Origin of the sequence: Acinetobacter sp. 102, assembly GCF_037028485.1 — a bacterium.
GTDB lineage: Bacteria > Pseudomonadota > Gammaproteobacteria > Pseudomonadales > Moraxellaceae > Acinetobacter > Acinetobacter higginsii.
The window spans coordinates 38,730-56,443 of record NZ_JAZEZK010000025.1; the positions used below are offsets into that span (position 1 = coordinate 38,730).

Genomic DNA, 17,714 nt, shown 5'->3' on the forward strand with positions numbered 1-17,714 from the left:
TGAATGAGATAAATGCAGGCGAAGTTTTTGTTGGGCTTGATTCCTACGCAGGTGTTAACCTGATCAGGTTCAACGGTACTTATCTTTAAATTGCGTAATTAAGATAATCTCAGCAGTTTGTTAACTGCGCTCCGTCAAGCTAGGCATTTAGACTAACAGATTTTTTTATTTTTGTTGTATCAATTCACACCAATCAACAGGGGACGAATCCGTGCTATTGTCATAAAAGTTTCATCATTTCTATGTTTTAATCACCAATCATTTTTTCCATGTGTCTAGTGGAGGCATACTGTGAGCCCAAGCAATCCTGTGTTAAGTCATCATATTTCTTCACAATTTAATGAAGACTTGCAAGATGTGCACACCAAGTTTATGACCATGGGTGGATTAGTGGAGCAACAAGTTGCTAACTCAATTCATGCTTTATTAGACACAGATGCGAACTTAGCCATTGATGTGCAGTTTAAAGACAATGCAGTGAACCAATTCGAACGTGATATTGATGAAGGTTTAACCTTAATTCTCGCACGTCGTCACCCTGCAGCAATTGATTTGCGTATGGTGATCGCAATGAGTAAAGCCAATACCGATTTAGAGCGTATTGGTGATGAAGCTGCAAAAATTGCACGCATTGCGCAAAACCTGTGTGAAGAAGGTGAGTCTCCTCGTGGTTATATGGAAACACGTCATATTGGAAACCAAGTACGTGTCATGATTCATGATGCATTAGATGCTTTTGCACGTTTAGATGTGGAGCAAGCCTTGAAAGTGGTGATGGCGGATGTGGATATTGATCGTGAATATCAGTCGGCAACACGTACTTTAATGACCTATATGATTGAAGATCCGCGTCATATCTCACGTGTGATTAACGTGATGTGGGTATTGCGTTCATTAGAGCGCATCGGTGATCATGCACGTAATATTTCAGAACAAGTTATTTATATGGCGAAAGGTACCGATGTACGTCATACCAGTATTGAAGAAATTGAACAGAAAGTGCATCAAAAATAATGGTAAAAGTAAAATAATCACTGACCGCTCTAACTAGAGCGGTTTTTTAATTTTGAGAGAGGCGTAATAAAAAAATCCCAGACTTCGGGGGAAAGTCTGGGAGAGAAATATCATGCGTTACGTGAGATATCAACGTATCTCTTTGTCCTTCTGAATATAACTATAAACACGCTACCCGAAAGAGTCATGTAGACAAGTGTGTATACTCTGTAAGGCTTTATTACTTATGTAAATATCATGTAAAAAGAGAACTGAAATACAGCTCTCTTTTTACAGCAGGGTGAGACAAAACGACTTATTTTTGTTCAGTCCAACCTTCCGCTTTTTCTACGCTTTCATCGTTATTAAAGAACTTCTCACGTTGTTCTTCGAGGAACTTCTTCGCATCAGGTTCAAATACATTCAAACGTTTTTCATTAATCAGGGTGGTTTGATGTTTTAACCATTCTTGCCATGCCTGTTTTGAAACTGTTTCAAAGAACTCTTGGCCTTTGGCGCCTGGAAATGGCGCAAAGTCTAAGCCTTCAAGCTCTTGTTTGTATTTGCGGCAAAGTACTTGTCTAGTCATCATAAATCCTTAAGCGTATAACTGTTCTAGGCGAGTGTGCGCACGGGCAATCGCAGCTTCAACTTGTTTTGGAGAGGTTCCACCAATGTGATCACGCGCATTGACAGAAGCTTCTAGCGTCAATGCTTTGTCAAATACATCTGCTGTGATCAAATCAGAGAACTGTTGCAGTTGTTCAAGTGTCAATTCAGATAAATCTTTTTCTTCAACTACACCTAAAGCGACCGCTTTACCAACAATTTCATGTGCATCGCGGAAAGCCACGCCTTTTTTGACGAGGTAGTCTGCAAGATCGGTTGCAGTAGAGAAACCACGTAAAGCTGCTTCACGCATAATCTCGATATTTGGCACTAAGGCTGGAACCATATCGGCAAATGCCATCAATGAACCACGAACGGTATCAATTGCATCAAACAATGGTTCTTTGTCTTCTTGGTTGTCTTTGTTATAAGCCAATGGTTGGCCTTTCATTAAAGTTAATAGGCTAATTAAGTCACCAAAAACACGACCTGACTTACCACGAACCAGCTCAGGCACATCTGGGTTTTTCTTCTGTGGCATGATGGATGAGCCTGTGCAGAAGCGATCAGGAATATTCACGAACTTGAATTGTGCCGAAGTCCATAAAATAAGCTCTTCTGACATACGTGATAAATGCATCATGATCAAAGATGCAGCTGCATTAAACTCAATGGCAAAGTCACGATCAGAAACTGCATCTAATGAGTTTTCTGAAACTGCTTCAAAGCCAAGAAGTTCTGCGGTGTAAGCACGATCAATCGGATAGGTTGTTCCAGCTAAGGCGGCTGAACCAAGTGGCATGCGATTCACACGTTTACGGCAGTCTTGTAGACGCTCAGTATCACGGACTAACATCTCAAACCATGCTAACAGGTGATGACCAAAGGTCACGGGTTGAGCCGTTTGTAGATGAGTGAAACCTGGCATAATGGTGTTGGTGTTTTGACTAGCCAAACCCAGTAAGCCTTTTTGTAAGCGTAATAATAGACCTAAGATGTCGTCAATTTCATCACGCAAATATAAACGGATATCGGTTGCAACTTGGTCATTACGGCTACGGCCAGTATGTAATTTTTTTCCTGTAATGCCAATACGTTGAGTCAAACGAGACTCAATGTTCATGTGTACATCTTCTAAATCAATGCGCCATTCAAAGTTACCAGCTTCAATTTCAGCTTGAATAGTGCTTAAACCTTGAATAATGTCATCGCGTTCAGCTTCAGTGAGGACACCTACTTTGGCAAGCATGGTGGCATGCGCAATTGAACCTGCAATATCTTGTTTATAAAAACGTTGGTCAAATTGCACAGATGCGGTAAATTCTGCAACAAAAGCATCTGTTGCTTCAGAGAAGCGACCGCCCCACATTCCAGAGGTTTGATTCGGGCTGGCTGAAGAAGAGGATTGAGAAGATGTGGTCATGGCGGCTCAGCAAAATAAAAAAGAGTATAGCAAATCCAAACGCAGTTGCCGAAACTCGACGTAAGAAGTTATCGCAAACTCGTCAGGGGAATCCATCAGGCTCCTATTTTTTTACGAAAATTGGGCAATGGCAATACTTATTAGAATTAATTGTTGCAAGTAATGTCTTGGCGATGGTGTTGGCTTTGGCTGAAGCTCGCTCATGGCAAGCCTTAGAGGGCTTCCGTGTACTGCAATATATGGTTTTTATTAATTGGGTGATTTTGTCTTTCGCAACACTAGTTGATTATTTTAAGGATTTTTTTGCTAAGTTTAGTCAGAAAGTCGCCTTGATAATGGGCTTTGTACTGTTGCAACTGATTGTACTGTTGACTACCTGTGCGATCAATATTATTCAATATTGGGCTGCACGTTCAGGTTCATTTTCAGAGGAGATCTTATTTCATGGGAGCAGTTTACATTTAAGCTATGGGGTTTTGTTAGGCGCTTTCTGTTTGCGTTACTTGTATATGCGTGAGCAATGGATGAATCAGCAATATAGTGAATTGAATGCGCGAATTCAGGCGATGCAGGCACGGATACACCCTCATTTCTTATTTAATAGTATGAATAGTGTGGTGAGCTTAATTGCGATTGACCCTGAAAAAGCTGAAAATATGTTGATTAATTTGTCGCGCTTATTCCGAGCGAGTTTTCAAGAACTGAAGTTGGTGAGCTTGGCTGAGGAAATTGACTTATGTCAGCAATATTTAAGTATAGAAAAGATGCGTTTAGGTGCCCGTTTGAATGTAGAATGGAACATACAGGCGACACCCATTGAATTAAAACGAGTGACGATTCCGTTATTAACGTTGCAACCTTTGCTTGAGAATAGTATTTTTCATGGGGTGGAGAAAGTTTTGCAACCTTCGACCGTTAGCGTATTGGTTGAAATATTGCAAAATCAAGTCAGTATAGTCATTACTAACCCTTATTCTCACGATACAATAAAATCGAGAAAGGGAAATGGTATTGCGATAGACAATGTGAAGCAGCGCCTGAAAGCTTATTATGGGCAAACGGTTAAGTTTCAGATTTATGGGGGAACGTCGTTATATACGACGGTGGTGAGCTACCACTATCGAGTAAAATAATAAGTCAAGTTAACCATAAAAAATATGGATGAAGTTAACGGTGACAAGGAGGAGAGGAGGAGAGGATGAGAGTTCTGATTGCTGATGATGAGCCTCTCGCAGTAGAGCGTTTGTCACGTTTAGTGACCCAGATGGGGCACGAAGTCATTGCGACGGCGCATCATGGTCAGGATGTGTTAAATCATATTGAAAACGACTCACCTGATGTCGTTTTATTAGATATTCAAATGCCAGGAATGAATGGTTTGGAATGTGCTGAACAACTCAATCAGCTCAATCCTAGACCTGCGATTATTTTCTGTACGGCATATGATCAACATGCATTGGAAGCATTTAAATTTCAAGCACAAGGATATTTACTTAAACCTGTTGCACAACAAGATTTACAACAGGTGTTTAATCATTTAACTCACCTTACACAAGCACAAATGACTGGTTTAAAACAACAAGACGATATGTACGATACCAAAACACAACGCCATCAAATTGCTGCGAAAACCTATCGCGGGGTAGAACTGATTCCATTGGAAAATGTTTATTATTTTTTAGCAGATCAGAAATATGTCACTGTTCGCCATAAAAATGGCAGTGTGCTAATTGATGAAACACTGAAAGACTTGGAATTAGAATTTGCAGACCGTTTTATCCGTATTCATCGTAATGCCTTAGTCTCGCTCGACTATCTCGAAGGGTTGGAATTGGTGGCTGCTGGGCAATATCAGGTGCGTTTGCGTGAGTTGGAGGAGCGATTGTCTGTCAGCCGTCGCCACTTGCCGAGTTTAAGAGAGTGTATGCATCAATTATAAAACCCCGCTTTTCAGCTGAATGATTGATCACTTTATGAATTTTTACTTGCAATTTCAGGTGATCAAGTTAAGTTTGGAACAATTGCTTTGATCAATACTTAACTTGAATTTATGAAAACCTTAAAAATTGCGACTCGACAAAGCCCTCTTGCACTTTGGCAGGCGGAACATATTCGTTCTCGTTTAAATGCGCTTTATCCGGATTTAACGGTTGAATTGGTTAAGTTTGTCACCCAAGGCGACAAGATTTTAGATACACCGTTAGCTAAAATTGGTGGTAAAGGTTTATTCGTAAAAGAGCTAGAAGCAGCATTGCTGGATGGTCGTGCGGATTTAGCTGTACATTCAATGAAAGATGTACCGATGCATTTACCAGAAGGTTTAAGCTTGGCCGTGATCTGTGAACGTGAAGATCCTTTAGATGCGTTTGTCTCAAACCAATATTCACATTTTGATGAGTTGCCACAAGGTGCGAAAGTAGGTACATCGAGCCTACGCCGTAAGTGTCAAATTTTACAGCTCCGTCCTGATTTAGAAATTATCGATTTACGTGGAAACGTAGGGACGCGTTTATCCAAGCTGGATGATGGTTTGTATGATGCGATCATCTTGGCCAGTGCTGGTTTAAAACGGTTAGGCCTCGCGGATAGAATTCGCCATTGCTTAACCCCTGTTGTAAGTTTACCCGCGGTGGGGCAAGGTGCGCTTGGTTTAGAGTGTCGTACGGATGATGTGGAATTATTAAAGTTGATCCAACCCTTACAGCATGAAGAAACCTCGATTTGTGTACGTGCAGAACGTGCCTTTAATGCCTATCTGGAAGGGGGTTGCCAAGTGCCGATTGCAGGTTATGCGATTTTGGCCAATGATCAATTACACATTGAAGGGCGTGTTGGCAGTGTAGATGGCAAGACTTTGTTGAAAGAGCAATTGGTTGGTGCAACAGTTGATGCTGAGCAACTCGGTGAGCAGCTTGCTCAGCGCTTGTTAGCGCAAGGTGCGGGTGAATTGCTCAAAGCGTTGTATTAATGCTGTTTATTAATACACGTCCTGATGACCGTGCTTCTGTTTTAACTCAAGCTCTGAGAGAAGTTGGTTATCAGGTTGAAGCGCTGCCTTTACTTGAGTTGGTTGCAGAACCTTTTTCTGAAGCTTTGCAACAACTTTACTTCGCCTTGGCTGAGACTCAAGTGATTGTGGTGGTTAGTCCGACTGCTGTTGATATTGGGATGCGTTATTTACAGCAAGCGGGATTACAACTTGATCAGCTTAAACATATTCAATGGGTCGCAGTGGGGCAAACTACAGCAAAGGCTTTAGCCCAATTTAAAATAGCAAGTGTTGTTCCTGAGGTGGAAACTTCAGAGGGAATGCTGGAGCTTCCTATCCTAAAACAGCAGATGCATTTAAAGAAAATTGCATTCTGGCGTGGTTTGGGAGGGCGGCAGTTTATGATGCAGCAATTGCAGCAACAAGGTGTTGAGATTCTGAATTTTGTGCTTTATCGCCGGCAATGCCCAGAACAAAGTTTTTCTAAATTTCCTGAAATTGTAAAAAAAATAAGTTTAAATCAGCCTGTTGCGGTGTTGATTAGTAGTGAAGCGAGTTGGAACTATTGGCAGCAGCTATGTGGACAGCATGCATGTGCGACAGAGTGGGTTTATTTGGTTTTAGGCTCACGTCTGGTTCAGATTATGAGACAGGTGCGGGACCAGACTGCTCAAGGATTTAACATTATTCAGCTTGAAAATTTATCTGCATCAGAGATCATTCAACGCATGAGTGATTGGCAAGGACATGTATGAGAAAAATTGGTTATCTAATATTAGGATTGAGTTTATTGTGGTTAGCTAAACTCAGTTACGATGTTGCACAATATTCTCAAACTGTACCGCAGTTACAACAGCAATTAGATCAAACTGAGCAGCGTTATGCTTTATTGAATGATCAATTTGTTGCAGTACAACGCCAGTTGCAAAATACCAGCTCGGTAGAGCCCACAGATAGTGTCTCCATCCCGACTACGGTGACGGGGATTGCACCAGTTATTTTGATTAAGCAGCAATTGCAATTGGTTCAATTTGCATTGGATCAACAACAGTTTATCTATGCGCTGGATCAACTTAATCAAGTGCAACAGCATATTGTGCAATATGCAGTATCTCCTGCGTTACAACATAGCTTGGTTAAGTCGATTGAGCAGGATAAACAAGCCATTCAACAATATGTTTTGAGTCAGACACAACAGCAGCAGCAACTGGATAATTTGTTGCAGCAATTAGATCAAAAGATTCAACAAGAAATCCGAAACCCGAAAGTGTCTATGACAAAAAATGAAACGGCATCGTGGTGGCAGTGGTTCAAATTAGAAAAAGTACAGCGCAACTCACCTAACTTGATGAATCGTAATATTACCTTGAAAGAAGCACAATTACGTTTGTTACTCGCTTCTCAAGCCTTAAAACAAGGGCAACGAACAGAATATCGAAAATCTATTCTGGAAGTGATGCAATTACTTGCTGAATTACCAGATCAAAATAGTCAACAAATGAAATTACGCTTAGAGAAAATTTCAAATCTACCTGTAGTACCAACACCGAAATTAACCGCACTGGGTTTGTTGGGATAAGGCATTATGAAACGTTTACTGTTGATTTATGTGCTTGCAAGTTTGGTGCTATTCGCACTGTTTTCTGTATTGAGTTATGGCTATGGAAATGGCTATGTCTATATCTATTGGCGAGATTGGCAATTTCAAACGGGTGTTTTAGGGCTCATTGGACTATTTATTCTGATCAGTTTATTGGCACAATTAACTTGGTTATTCGGTAAACGATATTTTGCCCGCGAGCAGCGGAAAAAAGAAACGATCCTTCATTTTAAAGATTTGCATCCTTATGAACAGCTTGGCATTGTCTGGCTGTTGGAAGCGGCGAAAGATCAGCAAGTATTTATTGAGCGTGTTTATACTCAGTCAGGATTGCTTAATCATATTATTGATGCGCAATTTGATTATAAGAATGGCGATTATGAAACTGCCTTGCAGAGTTTGGAAAAATCTGCACCGATGGCATTTGAGCTAGCTGAATTACAACGCATAGATATTTATCTTGAGCGGCAGGAAACACAGAAAGCGCTGACCCATCTAGAGTTTCTTGCCCAGCATCAGCTTTCTCCGTGGTTGACTGAGATTGAAACAGCTTATCAGCAACGTATTACTGCATTATGGGGGAAGCTTGCCTTACAAGAGCCGTGGTTATTCTTGCAAACAACCCAATACGGTTTATTAGATGCAGAACATCGTGACTTATGGCTACAGCAGTTACTTATACGATTTGATCAGGCTTCTGTGGACGATCTTGCTGCATTACAGCAACGTTATCTGGTTTTACAGGATGAGATTCAAACTCGTCCATACAGTAGTAAAGTACTCTGGTTGAAATTATTGGCACGTATGCCAGAAATGAGTTTGCAGCATGAAGATCTGGCTTTGCATTTATTGCAAGATCAGTTTGATCCAGAAGTATTTTATCTGTGGTTCCAACAACAATTATTGAAGCAGATCCCAGATTATGCCTATGTCGAGCAGCGCATTATGCAACTTGAACAGCGTTATACCAGTGTGCCGATGCTTAGCTTTGCAAAATGGCATATTTATGTGGCAACACAACGGCAGGCAGAAGCAGAGCAATTATTAACTTTATATCCAGATAATATTTTAATGAGCTATTTAAGGATTAAATCAACTTTGGGTGATAATCCTGATTTAATCAGGCAGTTAAATTTAATATTTGAAAATGATGTGAATTTTCTTAATTTTAAGATATGAGTGAAAATATGAAGGAACTGTCTGTCTATCCGGTTGTGCTTAAGCAAACGGTTGCTTGGGGAGATATGGATGCTTTTGGTCATGTAAATAATGTGCAGTATTATCGTTATATCGAGAGTGCACGCATTGCTTATTTAATGGCGTTGAATATCTTTGATCAGGATATATTGACAGTCGTTGCATCAAGCCAGTGTAAATATTTAAGTCCGGTATTCTACCCTGATGTGCTGCATATTGGTGCAAGGATTGAAGAGTTAAGAAATAGCGCTTTTCGTATGCATTATGTGTTATGGAGTGAAACACAGAATCAAGTGGTCGCGACTGGTGAGGCGGTTATGGTCTGTGTTGATAAGCTAACTTCAAAAAAATTAAATATCCCTGATACGATTAGGCAAAAGATAATTCAACTCGAGCAAAGCGTGGATCACTCTTTAATATCTCATTAAATTATTATAAAGACGATTATGTCTATTTTTGTTTGATTATATAGTAAATTCATATAATAAGGTTCAAATACGCTGCTTTGGAAAGATTGGTGTATTTGAACCTTGATAAGCCCAATAAAATTAGAATTTTTTAGATAAAATTAAGAGTAAATTAATATAAATCGTATTGCTACTAGTCTGCTATTCACTTTTATAAAATATGTTTTTATATAACACGGCTGCTTTTTTTTGGGTTTATTGTAAATAAAATGCGATTTAGTGCTTGATATATGATTAAGTGGGGTAATCTTATATTGATTATTTAATCATTTATAAATTAATATTGAATCGAATTTGAAATTCATTTTATTTTTGAGTGATATATTTCCCCTATTAAGTCGGAGTGGTTCTAATGAAACCAGATATTAGCGAGTTATCTGTAGAAGATTTAAAACGTTTACAAGCTGAAGCTGAAGCTTTAATTGCGAGTAAAAAAGATCAAGCAATTGAAGATGCATATAATCAAATTATTGCAATTGCAGATGCGATTGGCTTCAGTGTTGAAGAATTATTGGAAGTGGGCGAGCAAAAGCGTAAGAAAACAACGCGTAAAGCAGTAGAGCCACGCTACCGTAATAAAAGCAATGCTGAAGAAACTTGGACTGGTCGTGGTAAACAGCCACGCTGGTTAGTTGCTGAGTTAGAGAAAGGTGCAAAACTTGAAGATTTCTTAATCTAAACAAGTTTAAAAGTCATCGTTCTGTCATACGATGACTTTATCCTTTATTAAAAGCCAGGCTTAAAAAGCTTGGTTTTTTTATATGAGAGAATTGGCGATGTTGAAAAAGTATGCATAATGTCATTCAGGGGGCGATTGTCTCAAAAAGGATGATATTTGCATGTTGGTAAGGGTGGAATGAAGAAAAAAACCAAGCAATGGAGATGGTGGCTTTTCGCCATTTTTGCATTTTTAATTTTTATTATTTTACAAATTCCAGCAACATGGTTAATTGCGAAATTTTCAAAAGATAATCAATTATTACATAATGTTAGTGGTAATATCTGGCAGGGGCAAGCAGATTGGCAGCGCGGTCAATTGCGTGGATCAGTGCATTGGAAAACCCGTCCCCTCGATTTGCTGTTACTACGCGTTGGCGCAGATCTCGATATTCATAGTGGTAATACCCAGTTCAATGGAATTTTTGCCTATGGTTTAGGTCAAAAAATGATGATCAAAGACCTGCAGGGTAAAATTTCACCTGAAACATTAAAATATTTTGCCAACTGGCAATGGCCTGAAAATTCAATTCAATTGAAAGACGTACAATTGAATTATCAAAAAGAAAAAGGCTTTAGTGCGACAGAAGGTCAATTGAATTGGGGTGGTGGCGCGTTGAGCTATACTTTTGGCCAGCGTCAGGACCGTATGAATATGCCATCTTTAGTGGCTGATCTGAAAGATGAAAATGGGCAGTTAAAAATTGATGTCCGCGATCAACGTCAGCAGAAAATGGCAAATTTAAGCCTAGACACAAATTTGATGTTGGATGTGCAGCTAACACAAAGAATGCTGTTGAATATTCCATCTTACCAAGGTAAGGCTGGGCTAGATACTTATGTGATCAGTTCGCGTCAGCCGCTGCTGCAAGGTGGTTTCTAATGAAAGCAATCACTCAAAAAATGCAACAACTGCGTTGGCAAAAGCTGGACAAGCTCAGTGGTCTGATTTTAGTACTACTCATCTTATGGTTATGTTGGAAACTGGCTTCTTTATTTTGGTGGGTAGTTGCGCCGCCACAACCGATGCAATTTGATCGGGTTGATCTAGGTTCACAACAAGCCCAAGTCCCTAATATTAGCTCCTTTGCGCTATTTAATGAGCCGGCAGCGACCTCGGCAGATGATAATGTTAATTTGGAATTGCAAGGTGTATTGTTAGGCCAGCCAAATTACTTGTCTTCTGCTGTGATTAAGTTGAATGATACTGCTGAACGTTATCGTGTTGGCGAAACGGTGGGATCAACGTCATATCAACTGGCAGAAGTGTATTGGGATCATGTGATCTTGAAACAAGGCAACGGTGCTACCCGAGAAGTTAAATTTAAGGGATTGGACAAAGGTTTATATCAACCCATTGCACCCGTACTTAATAGTGCCAATAATGTTCAGCCTCCAACTGTTGCACCGACACAGAACACACCACAATCCGCTTTAGGTCAGGCAATTCAACAAATGCAGGACAATCGCGATCAATATCTGAAAAATATGGGGGTGAGCGGTGGTGGCACAGATGGTTATGAAATATCGGATAAGACGCCATCGAATTTAAAAAATACCTTGGGTTTGCGTTCTGGTGATCGTATTCTATCGATCAATGGTCAAAGCGTCGGGCAGGGACTCAACGAAGTACAATTATTAGAGCAAGTACGTCGTGAAGGGCATGCCAAAATAGAAATAAAACGTGGTGATCAAGTGATGACCATACAACAAAGTTTTTAGTGATCACACGTCACACATCAGTTAGGAATAAGTGCAGGTTATGGCTTTTTTAAATCATCAACGTCCACTTTGGGCATTACTTGCCGCAGCACCTTTGGTCGCGACAATCAGTACCAATGTGCAAGCACAAACATGGAAGATTAATCTACGTGATGCAGACTTAACCGCATTTATTAATGAAGTTGCAGATATTACAGGGAAGAACTTTGCTGTTGATCCTCGTGTGCGCGGTAATGTGACGGTTATTTCCAACAAGCCTCTCAATAAAGATGAAGTGTATGACCTATTTTTAGGTGTACTCAACGTTAATGGCGTGGTCGCGCTTCCTTCTGGGAATACGGTTAAGCTTGTACCAGATAGCAATGCGAAAAACTCTGGGATTCCTTATGATGCACGTAGTCGCGCAGGGGGGGATCAGATTGTAACGCGTGTGATTTGGTTGCAAAATACCAATCCGAATGATTTGATTCCTGCATTACGCCCGTTAATGCCACAATTCGCACATTTGGCGGCAGTTGCTGGCACCAATGCTTTAATTGTCTCTGATCGTGCAACCAATATTTATCAGCTCGAAAATATTGTGCGTAATTTGGATGGTACAGGGCAAAATGATATTGAGGCGATTAGCTTACAATCAAGCCAAGCTGAAGAAATCATTGGCTTGTTGGAGACCATGAGTGCAACAGGTGCATCGAAGGACTTTATTGGTTCACGTGTACGTATTATTGCGGATAATCGCACCAATCGGATTTTGATTAAGGGTGATCCAGATTCACGTAAACGCTTACGTCAGATGATTGAAATGTTGGATGTACCGTCAGCAGATCGTTTGGGGGGGCTTAAGGTCTTTCGTTTGAAATATGCCAGCGCAAAGAACTTAGCTGAGATTTTACAAGGTTTGGTGACAGGACAATCGGCGTCATCTTCATCATCAAATAGCAATAATAATAGATCAAATTCGATTAATAACTTAATTTCGAACAATCAGAATTCAAGCTCATCAACAGGTTCTTCTGTTTCGACACCTTCAATTAATTTAAATAGCAATTCGAATAATAGTCAGAACTCAGGTATCACCAGTTTTAATCAGGGCGGTGTCAGTATTATTGCCGATCCAACACAAAACGCGTTGGTGGTGAAAGCTGACCCTCAGTTGATGCGTGAAATTGATGCAGCGATTCAGCAATTGGATACACGTCGTCAGCAGGTGTTAATTGAGGCTGCGATTATTGAAGTGGTTGGAACTGATGCAGACCAATTGGGTGTGCAATGGGCGATGGGTGATTTAAATAGCGGTGTCGGGCTAATCAACTTTTCCAATGTTGGATCAAGCTTGTCCAAAATTGCGGCTGGTTATTTAACGGGTGGTGCAGCTGGTGCTGGTGCTGCTCTGGGGACTGGTGCTGCAATTGGTTTAGGCAAGTATAAAGAAGGCAGCAATGGTTCTCGTCAACTCTATGGTGCACTGATTCAAGCATTAAAAGAAAATACCCAATCGAATCTTCTTTCTACGCCATCCATCGTAACGATGGATAATGAAGAAGCTTATATTGTTGTGGGGCAAAACGTTCCTTTTGTCACGGGCTCTGTGGCAACGACAGGCAATAGTACTGTGAACCCATATACAACGGTTGAGCGTAAAGATGTTGGTGTAACCCTGAAAGTCGTTCCGCATATTGGCGAGGGTGGTTCAGTCCGTTTGGAAGTTGAACAGGAAGTTTCCAATGTGGAAGGGAAAGGTCAGGCCGCGGATTTAATTACCAACAAGCGGGCAATTAAGACCTCCGTATTGGCAGATCATGGGCAGACAGTGGTATTGGGTGGCTTGGTCGTTGATAATGCAACGATGGGACGCCAAGGTTTACCGATCCTCAGTGATATTCCTTATGTCGGGCGTTTATTTCGCGCGGATTCAAAGAGTAAAGAAAAACGTAACCTGCTGGTCTTTATTCATCCAACCATTGTTGGAGATTCGGATGACGTGAGACGTTTATCTCAACAGCGCTATAATCAATTGTATAGTTTGCAATTAGCAATGGATAAGAATGGTAATTTTGCTAAGTTGCCAGAAAATGTTACGGATATTTATAACCCGCAACCCGCAATAGTGAATTCACCTTATCAAAAAGTTCCAACCGCGACCCAAGCTAAAAAAACAGTGGTAGTGACAACACCAGTTGCGATTGAAGAGCCTCCAGTACAGCAGAAAACGGTGCAACTTCCGGTCAAGGAAACAGAGCGTAGTAAAAACACAGTGACCACTACGACAATCCGTCCAGCGTCTTCACAGTAGATGCACAGAAGCGCTTATGTCACAATGTTATGATTGCAAGAAATTATATAAGGATATGCATCTATGACTTGGAAATTGCAAGCCATTACAGGTGAATTTACGGGGCAAGAACTGAATGTCGAACGTGACATGTTGGTGGGGCGACACCAAGATGCTGATATTTTGTTGCAATCAGCGGATATCTCGCGTCGTCATGCAGCTTTAGTGTTAAAAGATAATCAGCTTTGGGTACAAGATCTCAATTCGTCAAATGGTACATTTATCAACGATGTGCGTGTTGAGCAGGAAACCGAATTACATGATGGCGATATCGTACAATTTGCAAGCTTTGTATTCTCTGTACTTGCGCCAGCGACAGCTGAAATTGAATTACCTGAAATTGAGATTGAGCCTGTAACGGCTGCATCACATGATCAAGGTATGCCAAGCATTGCTGAGCGAGCAGTTGAAACACCGATCAGTCGTGATGGTATGCCACAACAGGTTGGTATTCCAAAACCTGCTCCAATTCCAGAAGGTGTGAGTGTTCAGGTGGTTCCTGAGCCACAGCCTGTCGCGATTGATGAGCCAGTTTCACGCGTTGCTCAGGAAAAAGAGCAACAAAAGAACGCTTCTGTTGGTTTGATTTCGATTATTGTACTGATCATTTTAGCAGTGATTGCTTGGCTGTTCTTTAAATAATCGGGCGAAGCTTTTACAATCAAGGCATGCCCACGTTGGTATGCCTTTTTCATTTCTTGGGTCGAAATATATGTCTGTTGCTCAGTTACAAAGCCGTAATTTAGTTTTATTTGATCTGGATGGAACATTGGTAGATTCCGCCGCTGATCTATATCGAGCGATGAATTTGAGTTTGGAAAAACTGGGCTTCGCGACAGTGACTGAAGCGCAAGTTCGTGTTTGGGTCGGAAAGGGTGCAGCTAAACTATGTGAGGCTGTGTTGGAGCATTTGTTTGGGCACGTTAGTGCGCAGCAGCAAGAACAACTCCTCAGTACATTTGTTGACGTCTATGCTCAGGAACTCTGTGTAAATACTCAAGTCTATGAAGGGGTTCTGCCTTTTTTAGACTATTGTCAAAATCATGATATTGCTATGGCATGTGTCACCAATAAGCCTGAACATTTAGCGAAAGGCATTTTGGATATTCTGCAATTGAGTCCTTATTTTAAAATGGTTGTTGGTGGTGATAGTTTAGCTGAACGTAAACCACATCCTTTGCCATTGTTGCATTGCGTGCAAGCTCAGAATACGACAACGTCCGCAACATTGATGATTGGTGATTCAAGTAATGATGTTGAAGCGGCAAGACGCGCAGGTATTGATTGTATTGTGGTCAGCTATGGCTATAATCATGGAGAGAGTATCTATGACTGCCAGCCACAACAAGTGGTCGATCGTTTGGTGGAATTGGTTTAAGCAGATTGAATAAGGAGATAGGCATGAAGATGGTTATGGTTTTTCGATGGCGGGCTTGAGATAGCACTAAAGAAACAACGCACAGAAATTAAAACCATAGAGAAGATTCATGACCACATTCGTACAATTTGAACAATTAAAAGCAGCAGGCTATAACACCATTCCTGTTTACCGCCAACGTTTAGCGGATACTGAAACCCCACTTTCTGTTTTTGCACGTTTTAAACAACAAAAACAAGCTTATCTATTTGAGTCTGTCGAAGGTGGGGAAAACTGGGCGCGATATTCGATGATTGGCCTAGGGGAATCGACTGTTTTTTCATGCAATGCAGGTGTACTCACCATTCAACAGGCAGATGGTACGGTTAAACAGCAAGATTGTGCTGATCCCTTTGACTATATACGTGAGTTTCAAAGCCAGTTTAAAGTCCCTACTCAAGTTGAATTACCTGATCTACCAAGCTTTACTGGAGGATTGGTGGGCTATTTAGGCTATGACGCTGTACGCTATATTGAACCAAAACTGAAAAACGTGCCTGCTGTTGATCCTGTAACGCTACCCGACCTTTGGTTGATGCTCTCTCAAACCGTGATTGTGTTTGATAATTTAAAAGATACCTTATTTTTAATTCATCATGCCGATGTGAATCAGCCTGATGCTTATGCTCAAGCTCAGCAAAAGCTGGATCAGCTTGAGCAGTTACTCGCAATACCCGTCAGCTTGCAAGCGAAACCACATACTGCACCGCATTTTGAATCGATCACAGGCAAAGCAAAATTCCTTGAGACGGTTGAAAAGGTCAAAGAATATATTCGTGCTGGAGATGTGATGCAGGTAGTGCCTGGTCAACGTATGGTGTCTGATTTTGATGGTGAGGCATTGCAGGTTTACCGTGCATTACGCCATTTAAATCCATCGCCGTATTTATTCTTGGTACAAGGACAAACCTTAACGGATCAAAAGCCGTTCCATATTGTGGGTTCGTCACCGGAAATTCTTTCTCGCTTAGAAAATGGCATCGCAACAGTACGCCCTTTGGCGGGTACACGCCCGCGTGGTAAAACCAAAGAAGAGGATCTTGCTTTGGAGCAAGATCTATTGGCGGATGAAAAAGAAATTGCAGAACATTTGATGTTGATTGACCTGGGTCGTAATGATGTGGGACGTGTTTCTAAAATTGGGAAAGTGCAAGTCACTGACCGTATGGTGATCGAACGTTATTCACATGTCATGCATATTGTCTCTAATGTACAGGGTGAAGTCCGTGATGATGTCGATGCTTTGGATGTGTTTAAAGCAACATTTCCAGCGGGGACGCTTTCAGGTGCACCAAAAATTCGTGCCATGGAAATTATTGACGAAGTTGAGCCTGTGAAACGTGGTGTATTTGGCGGTGCTGTTGGATATTTAGGCTGGCATGGTGAAATGGACATGTCGATTGCGATTCGCACTTGTGTAATTCGTGATAAAAAGGTCTATGTACAAGCAGGAGCAGGGTTAGTTGCAGACTCAAATCCTGAATCTGAATGGAATGAAACCCAAATAAAAGCTCGCGCAGTGATCAAAGCGGTTGAATTATCGTCAAACGGATTGATTTTATGAGTTTTTAGCGATTTTTTTGAAAAAAGCACTTGCATCGATTCAGAGTTTTGCTAAACTGCACACCGTTCCGATACGAAACGTACGAAACACTAAGAAAGAGCCGGCATAGCTCAGTTGGTAGAGCAACTGACTTGTAATCAGTAGGTCCACAGTTCGAATCCGTGTGCCGGCACCATCTTAAAAGTGTGGTAGTATGAAGTGAAAGAACAGCACTGTGTAAGTGTGATATGGTGAGATTCCCGAGCGGCCAAAGGGGGCAGACTGTAACTCTGCTACGAAAGTTTCGAAGGTTCGAATCCTTCTCTCACCACCATCTAACTTCGATTGAAGTGGTCAGTACCAACATGCGGGAGTAACTCAGTTGGTAGAGTGGCAGCCTTCCAAGCTGCATGTCGCGAGTTCGATCCTCGTCTCCCGCTCCATCGAAGATGTCGCTCTTATAGCTCAGTGGTAGAGCACTCCCTTGGTAAGGGAGAGGTCTCGAGTTCAAATCTCGATAAGAGCTCCAGATATACAGTTTAGTGGTTATTCCACAAGTTTTTAAAGAAGCAGGCTATTATAGTCTGCTTTTCAAGTATTAGGTGTCTAGTTTTTTAGGCGAATGTCGATAAAGAAGGTTTTTCAGGGTTGTTTTTCTCTAAACTGGTGTCGACGTAAACGAGGAAAATCAAAATGGCTAAGGCT

At 41.1% G+C, this 17,714-nt stretch carries 17 protein-coding genes, 4 tRNA genes and 1 riboswitch; of the genes, 19 read left to right on the forward strand and 2 right to left on the reverse strand.

Annotated features, from left to right (window positions below):
• Positions 1-23: 23 nt before the first annotated feature.
• A riboswitch (TPP riboswitch) is annotated at positions 24-144 on the reverse strand.
• A 147-nt stretch (positions 145-291) separates the two neighbouring features.
• The gene (gene phoU / locus WA352_RS19230; protein WP_004802187.1) at positions 292-1,014 is read left to right on the forward strand and encodes a phosphate signaling complex protein PhoU; all 723 of its coding nucleotides are present in this window, start codon (positions 292-294) and stop codon (positions 1,012-1,014) included.
• A gap of 295 nt (positions 1,015-1,309) precedes the next feature.
• Here the strand turns inward: phoU and WA352_RS19235 are convergent, their stop codons facing one another.
• Complete coding sequence (locus WA352_RS19235) at positions 1,310-1,582, reverse strand: oxidative damage protection protein (protein WP_005154766.1); 273 nt, start codon at positions 1,580-1,582, stop codon at positions 1,310-1,312.
• 9 nt (positions 1,583-1,591) lie between these two features.
• The gene (argH, locus tag WA352_RS19240; protein WP_336143652.1) at positions 1,592-3,025 is read right to left on the reverse strand and encodes an argininosuccinate lyase; all 1,434 of its coding nucleotides are present in this window, start codon (positions 3,023-3,025) and stop codon (positions 1,592-1,594) included.
• Here argH and WA352_RS19245 point away from each other — a divergent pair.
• From WA352_RS19245 to WA352_RS19330, 18 genes are all read left to right on the forward strand, one after another.
• A complete protein-coding gene (locus tag WA352_RS19245; protein ID WP_005314837.1) occupies positions 3,016-4,158 on the forward strand; it encodes a sensor histidine kinase in 1,143 nt (380 codons plus the stop codon). The genes argH and WA352_RS19245 overlap by 10 nt on opposite strands.
• 65 nt (positions 4,159-4,223) lie before the next feature.
• The gene (locus tag WA352_RS19250; RefSeq protein ID WP_004802194.1) at positions 4,224-4,964 is read left to right on the forward strand and encodes a LytR/AlgR family response regulator transcription factor; all 741 of its coding nucleotides are present in this window, start codon (positions 4,224-4,226) and stop codon (positions 4,962-4,964) included.
• A 111-nt stretch (positions 4,965-5,075) separates the two neighbouring features.
• On the forward strand, positions 5,076-5,993 hold the full coding sequence (gene hemC / locus WA352_RS19255; RefSeq protein ID WP_005314840.1) for a hydroxymethylbilane synthase: 918 nt from the start codon (positions 5,076-5,078) through the stop codon (positions 5,991-5,993).
• Complete coding sequence (locus WA352_RS19260) at positions 5,993-6,769, forward strand: uroporphyrinogen-III synthase (RefSeq protein WP_005314843.1); 777 nt, start codon at positions 5,993-5,995, stop codon at positions 6,767-6,769. The genes hemC and WA352_RS19260 overlap by 1 nt, the downstream gene beginning before the upstream one ends.
• Entirely contained in the window at positions 6,766-7,593 is an 828-nt protein-coding gene (locus tag WA352_RS19265; RefSeq protein ID WP_336143654.1) for a hypothetical protein, read from the forward strand. The genes WA352_RS19260 and WA352_RS19265 overlap by 4 nt, the downstream gene beginning before the upstream one ends.
• Before the next feature lie 6 nt (positions 7,594-7,599).
• Entirely contained in the window at positions 7,600-8,793 is a 1,194-nt protein-coding gene (locus tag WA352_RS19270; RefSeq protein WP_005314848.1) for a hypothetical protein, read from the forward strand.
• An 8-nt stretch (positions 8,794-8,801) separates the two neighbouring features.
• Positions 8,802-9,239: an acyl-CoA thioesterase gene (locus tag WA352_RS19275; RefSeq protein WP_005314851.1), complete on the forward strand. Its 438-nt coding sequence runs from the start codon at positions 8,802-8,804 to the stop codon at positions 9,237-9,239.
• Between the two features lie 391 nt (positions 9,240-9,630).
• Positions 9,631-9,957: an H-NS histone family protein gene (locus WA352_RS19280; RefSeq protein ID WP_004802206.1), complete on the forward strand. Its 327-nt coding sequence runs from the start codon at positions 9,631-9,633 to the stop codon at positions 9,955-9,957.
• Positions 9,958-10,134: 177 nt separating this feature from the next.
• Positions 10,135-10,878 (forward strand): type II secretion system protein N, encoded by a 744-nt coding sequence (gene gspN, locus WA352_RS19285; protein WP_005200559.1) that lies wholly within the window; start codon positions 10,135-10,137, stop codon positions 10,876-10,878.
• Positions 10,878-11,717, forward strand: a complete 840-nt coding sequence (locus WA352_RS19290; RefSeq protein WP_005314853.1) for a type II secretion system protein N — start codon at positions 10,878-10,880, stop codon at positions 11,715-11,717. Before gspN ends, WA352_RS19290 begins: the two co-directional genes overlap by 1 nt.
• A gap of 40 nt (positions 11,718-11,757) precedes the next feature.
• Complete coding sequence (gene gspD, locus WA352_RS19295) at positions 11,758-14,010, forward strand: type II secretion system secretin GspD (protein WP_004802213.1); 2,253 nt, start codon at positions 11,758-11,760, stop codon at positions 14,008-14,010.
• 63 nt (positions 14,011-14,073) lie between these two features.
• Entirely contained in the window at positions 14,074-14,691 is a 618-nt protein-coding gene (locus tag WA352_RS19300; protein ID WP_005314855.1) for an FHA domain-containing protein, read from the forward strand.
• Between the two features lie 70 nt (positions 14,692-14,761).
• A complete protein-coding gene (locus WA352_RS19305) occupies positions 14,762-15,427 on the forward strand; it encodes a phosphoglycolate phosphatase (RefSeq protein WP_004802217.1) in 666 nt (221 codons plus the stop codon).
• 109 nt (positions 15,428-15,536) lie between these two features.
• Positions 15,537-17,030 (forward strand): anthranilate synthase component I, encoded by a 1,494-nt coding sequence (trpE, locus tag WA352_RS19310; RefSeq protein ID WP_005314857.1) that lies wholly within the window; start codon positions 15,537-15,539, stop codon positions 17,028-17,030.
• A gap of 99 nt (positions 17,031-17,129) precedes the next feature.
• Positions 17,130-17,205 (forward strand) — tRNA-Thr (locus WA352_RS19315).
• A gap of 54 nt (positions 17,206-17,259) precedes the next feature.
• A tRNA-Tyr gene (locus tag WA352_RS19320) sits at positions 17,260-17,343 on the forward strand.
• Positions 17,344-17,376: 33 nt separating this feature from the next.
• Positions 17,377-17,452: transfer RNA gene (locus WA352_RS19325), tRNA-Gly, on the forward strand.
• Between the two features lie 11 nt (positions 17,453-17,463).
• Positions 17,464-17,538 (forward strand) — tRNA-Thr (locus WA352_RS19330).
• Positions 17,539-17,714: the final 176 nt, after the last annotated feature.

Bases quoted from the DNA above. Each gene is read 5' to 3' on its own strand.
- WA352_RS19245 (WP_005314837.1), top strand. From the start codon at position 3,016: ATGTGGTCATGGCGGCTCAGCAAAATAAAAAAGAGTATAGCAAATCCA.
- WA352_RS19305 (WP_004802217.1), top strand. From the start codon at position 14,762: ATGTCTGTTGCTCAGTTACAAAGCCGTAATTTAGTTTTATTTGATCTG.
- argH (WP_336143652.1), bottom strand. From the start codon at position 3,025: ATGACCACATCTTCTCAATCCTCTTCTTCAGCCAGCCCGAATCAAACC.
- WA352_RS19235 (WP_005154766.1), bottom strand. From the start codon at position 1,582: ATGACTAGACAAGTACTTTGCCGCAAATACAAACAAGAGCTTGAAGGC.
- WA352_RS19260 (WP_005314843.1), top strand. From the start codon at position 5,993: ATGCTGTTTATTAATACACGTCCTGATGACCGTGCTTCTGTTTTAACT.
- WA352_RS19300 (WP_005314855.1), top strand. From the start codon at position 14,074: ATGACTTGGAAATTGCAAGCCATTACAGGTGAATTTACGGGGCAAGAA.
- WA352_RS19280 (WP_004802206.1), top strand. From the start codon at position 9,631: ATGAAACCAGATATTAGCGAGTTATCTGTAGAAGATTTAAAACGTTTA.
- WA352_RS19250 (WP_004802194.1), top strand. From the start codon at position 4,224: ATGAGAGTTCTGATTGCTGATGATGAGCCTCTCGCAGTAGAGCGTTTG.
- WA352_RS19290 (WP_005314853.1), top strand. From the start codon at position 10,878: ATGAAAGCAATCACTCAAAAAATGCAACAACTGCGTTGGCAAAAGCTG.
- gspD (WP_004802213.1), top strand. From the start codon at position 11,758: ATGGCTTTTTTAAATCATCAACGTCCACTTTGGGCATTACTTGCCGCA.
- WA352_RS19265 (WP_336143654.1), top strand. From the start codon at position 6,766: ATGAGAAAAATTGGTTATCTAATATTAGGATTGAGTTTATTGTGGTTA.
- WA352_RS19275 (WP_005314851.1), top strand. From the start codon at position 8,802: ATGAAGGAACTGTCTGTCTATCCGGTTGTGCTTAAGCAAACGGTTGCT.
- gspN (WP_005200559.1), top strand. From the start codon at position 10,135: ATGAAGAAAAAAACCAAGCAATGGAGATGGTGGCTTTTCGCCATTTTT.
- WA352_RS19270 (WP_005314848.1), top strand. From the start codon at position 7,600: ATGAAACGTTTACTGTTGATTTATGTGCTTGCAAGTTTGGTGCTATTC.
- trpE (WP_005314857.1), top strand. From the start codon at position 15,537: ATGACCACATTCGTACAATTTGAACAATTAAAAGCAGCAGGCTATAAC.
- hemC (WP_005314840.1), top strand. From the start codon at position 5,076: ATGAAAACCTTAAAAATTGCGACTCGACAAAGCCCTCTTGCACTTTGG.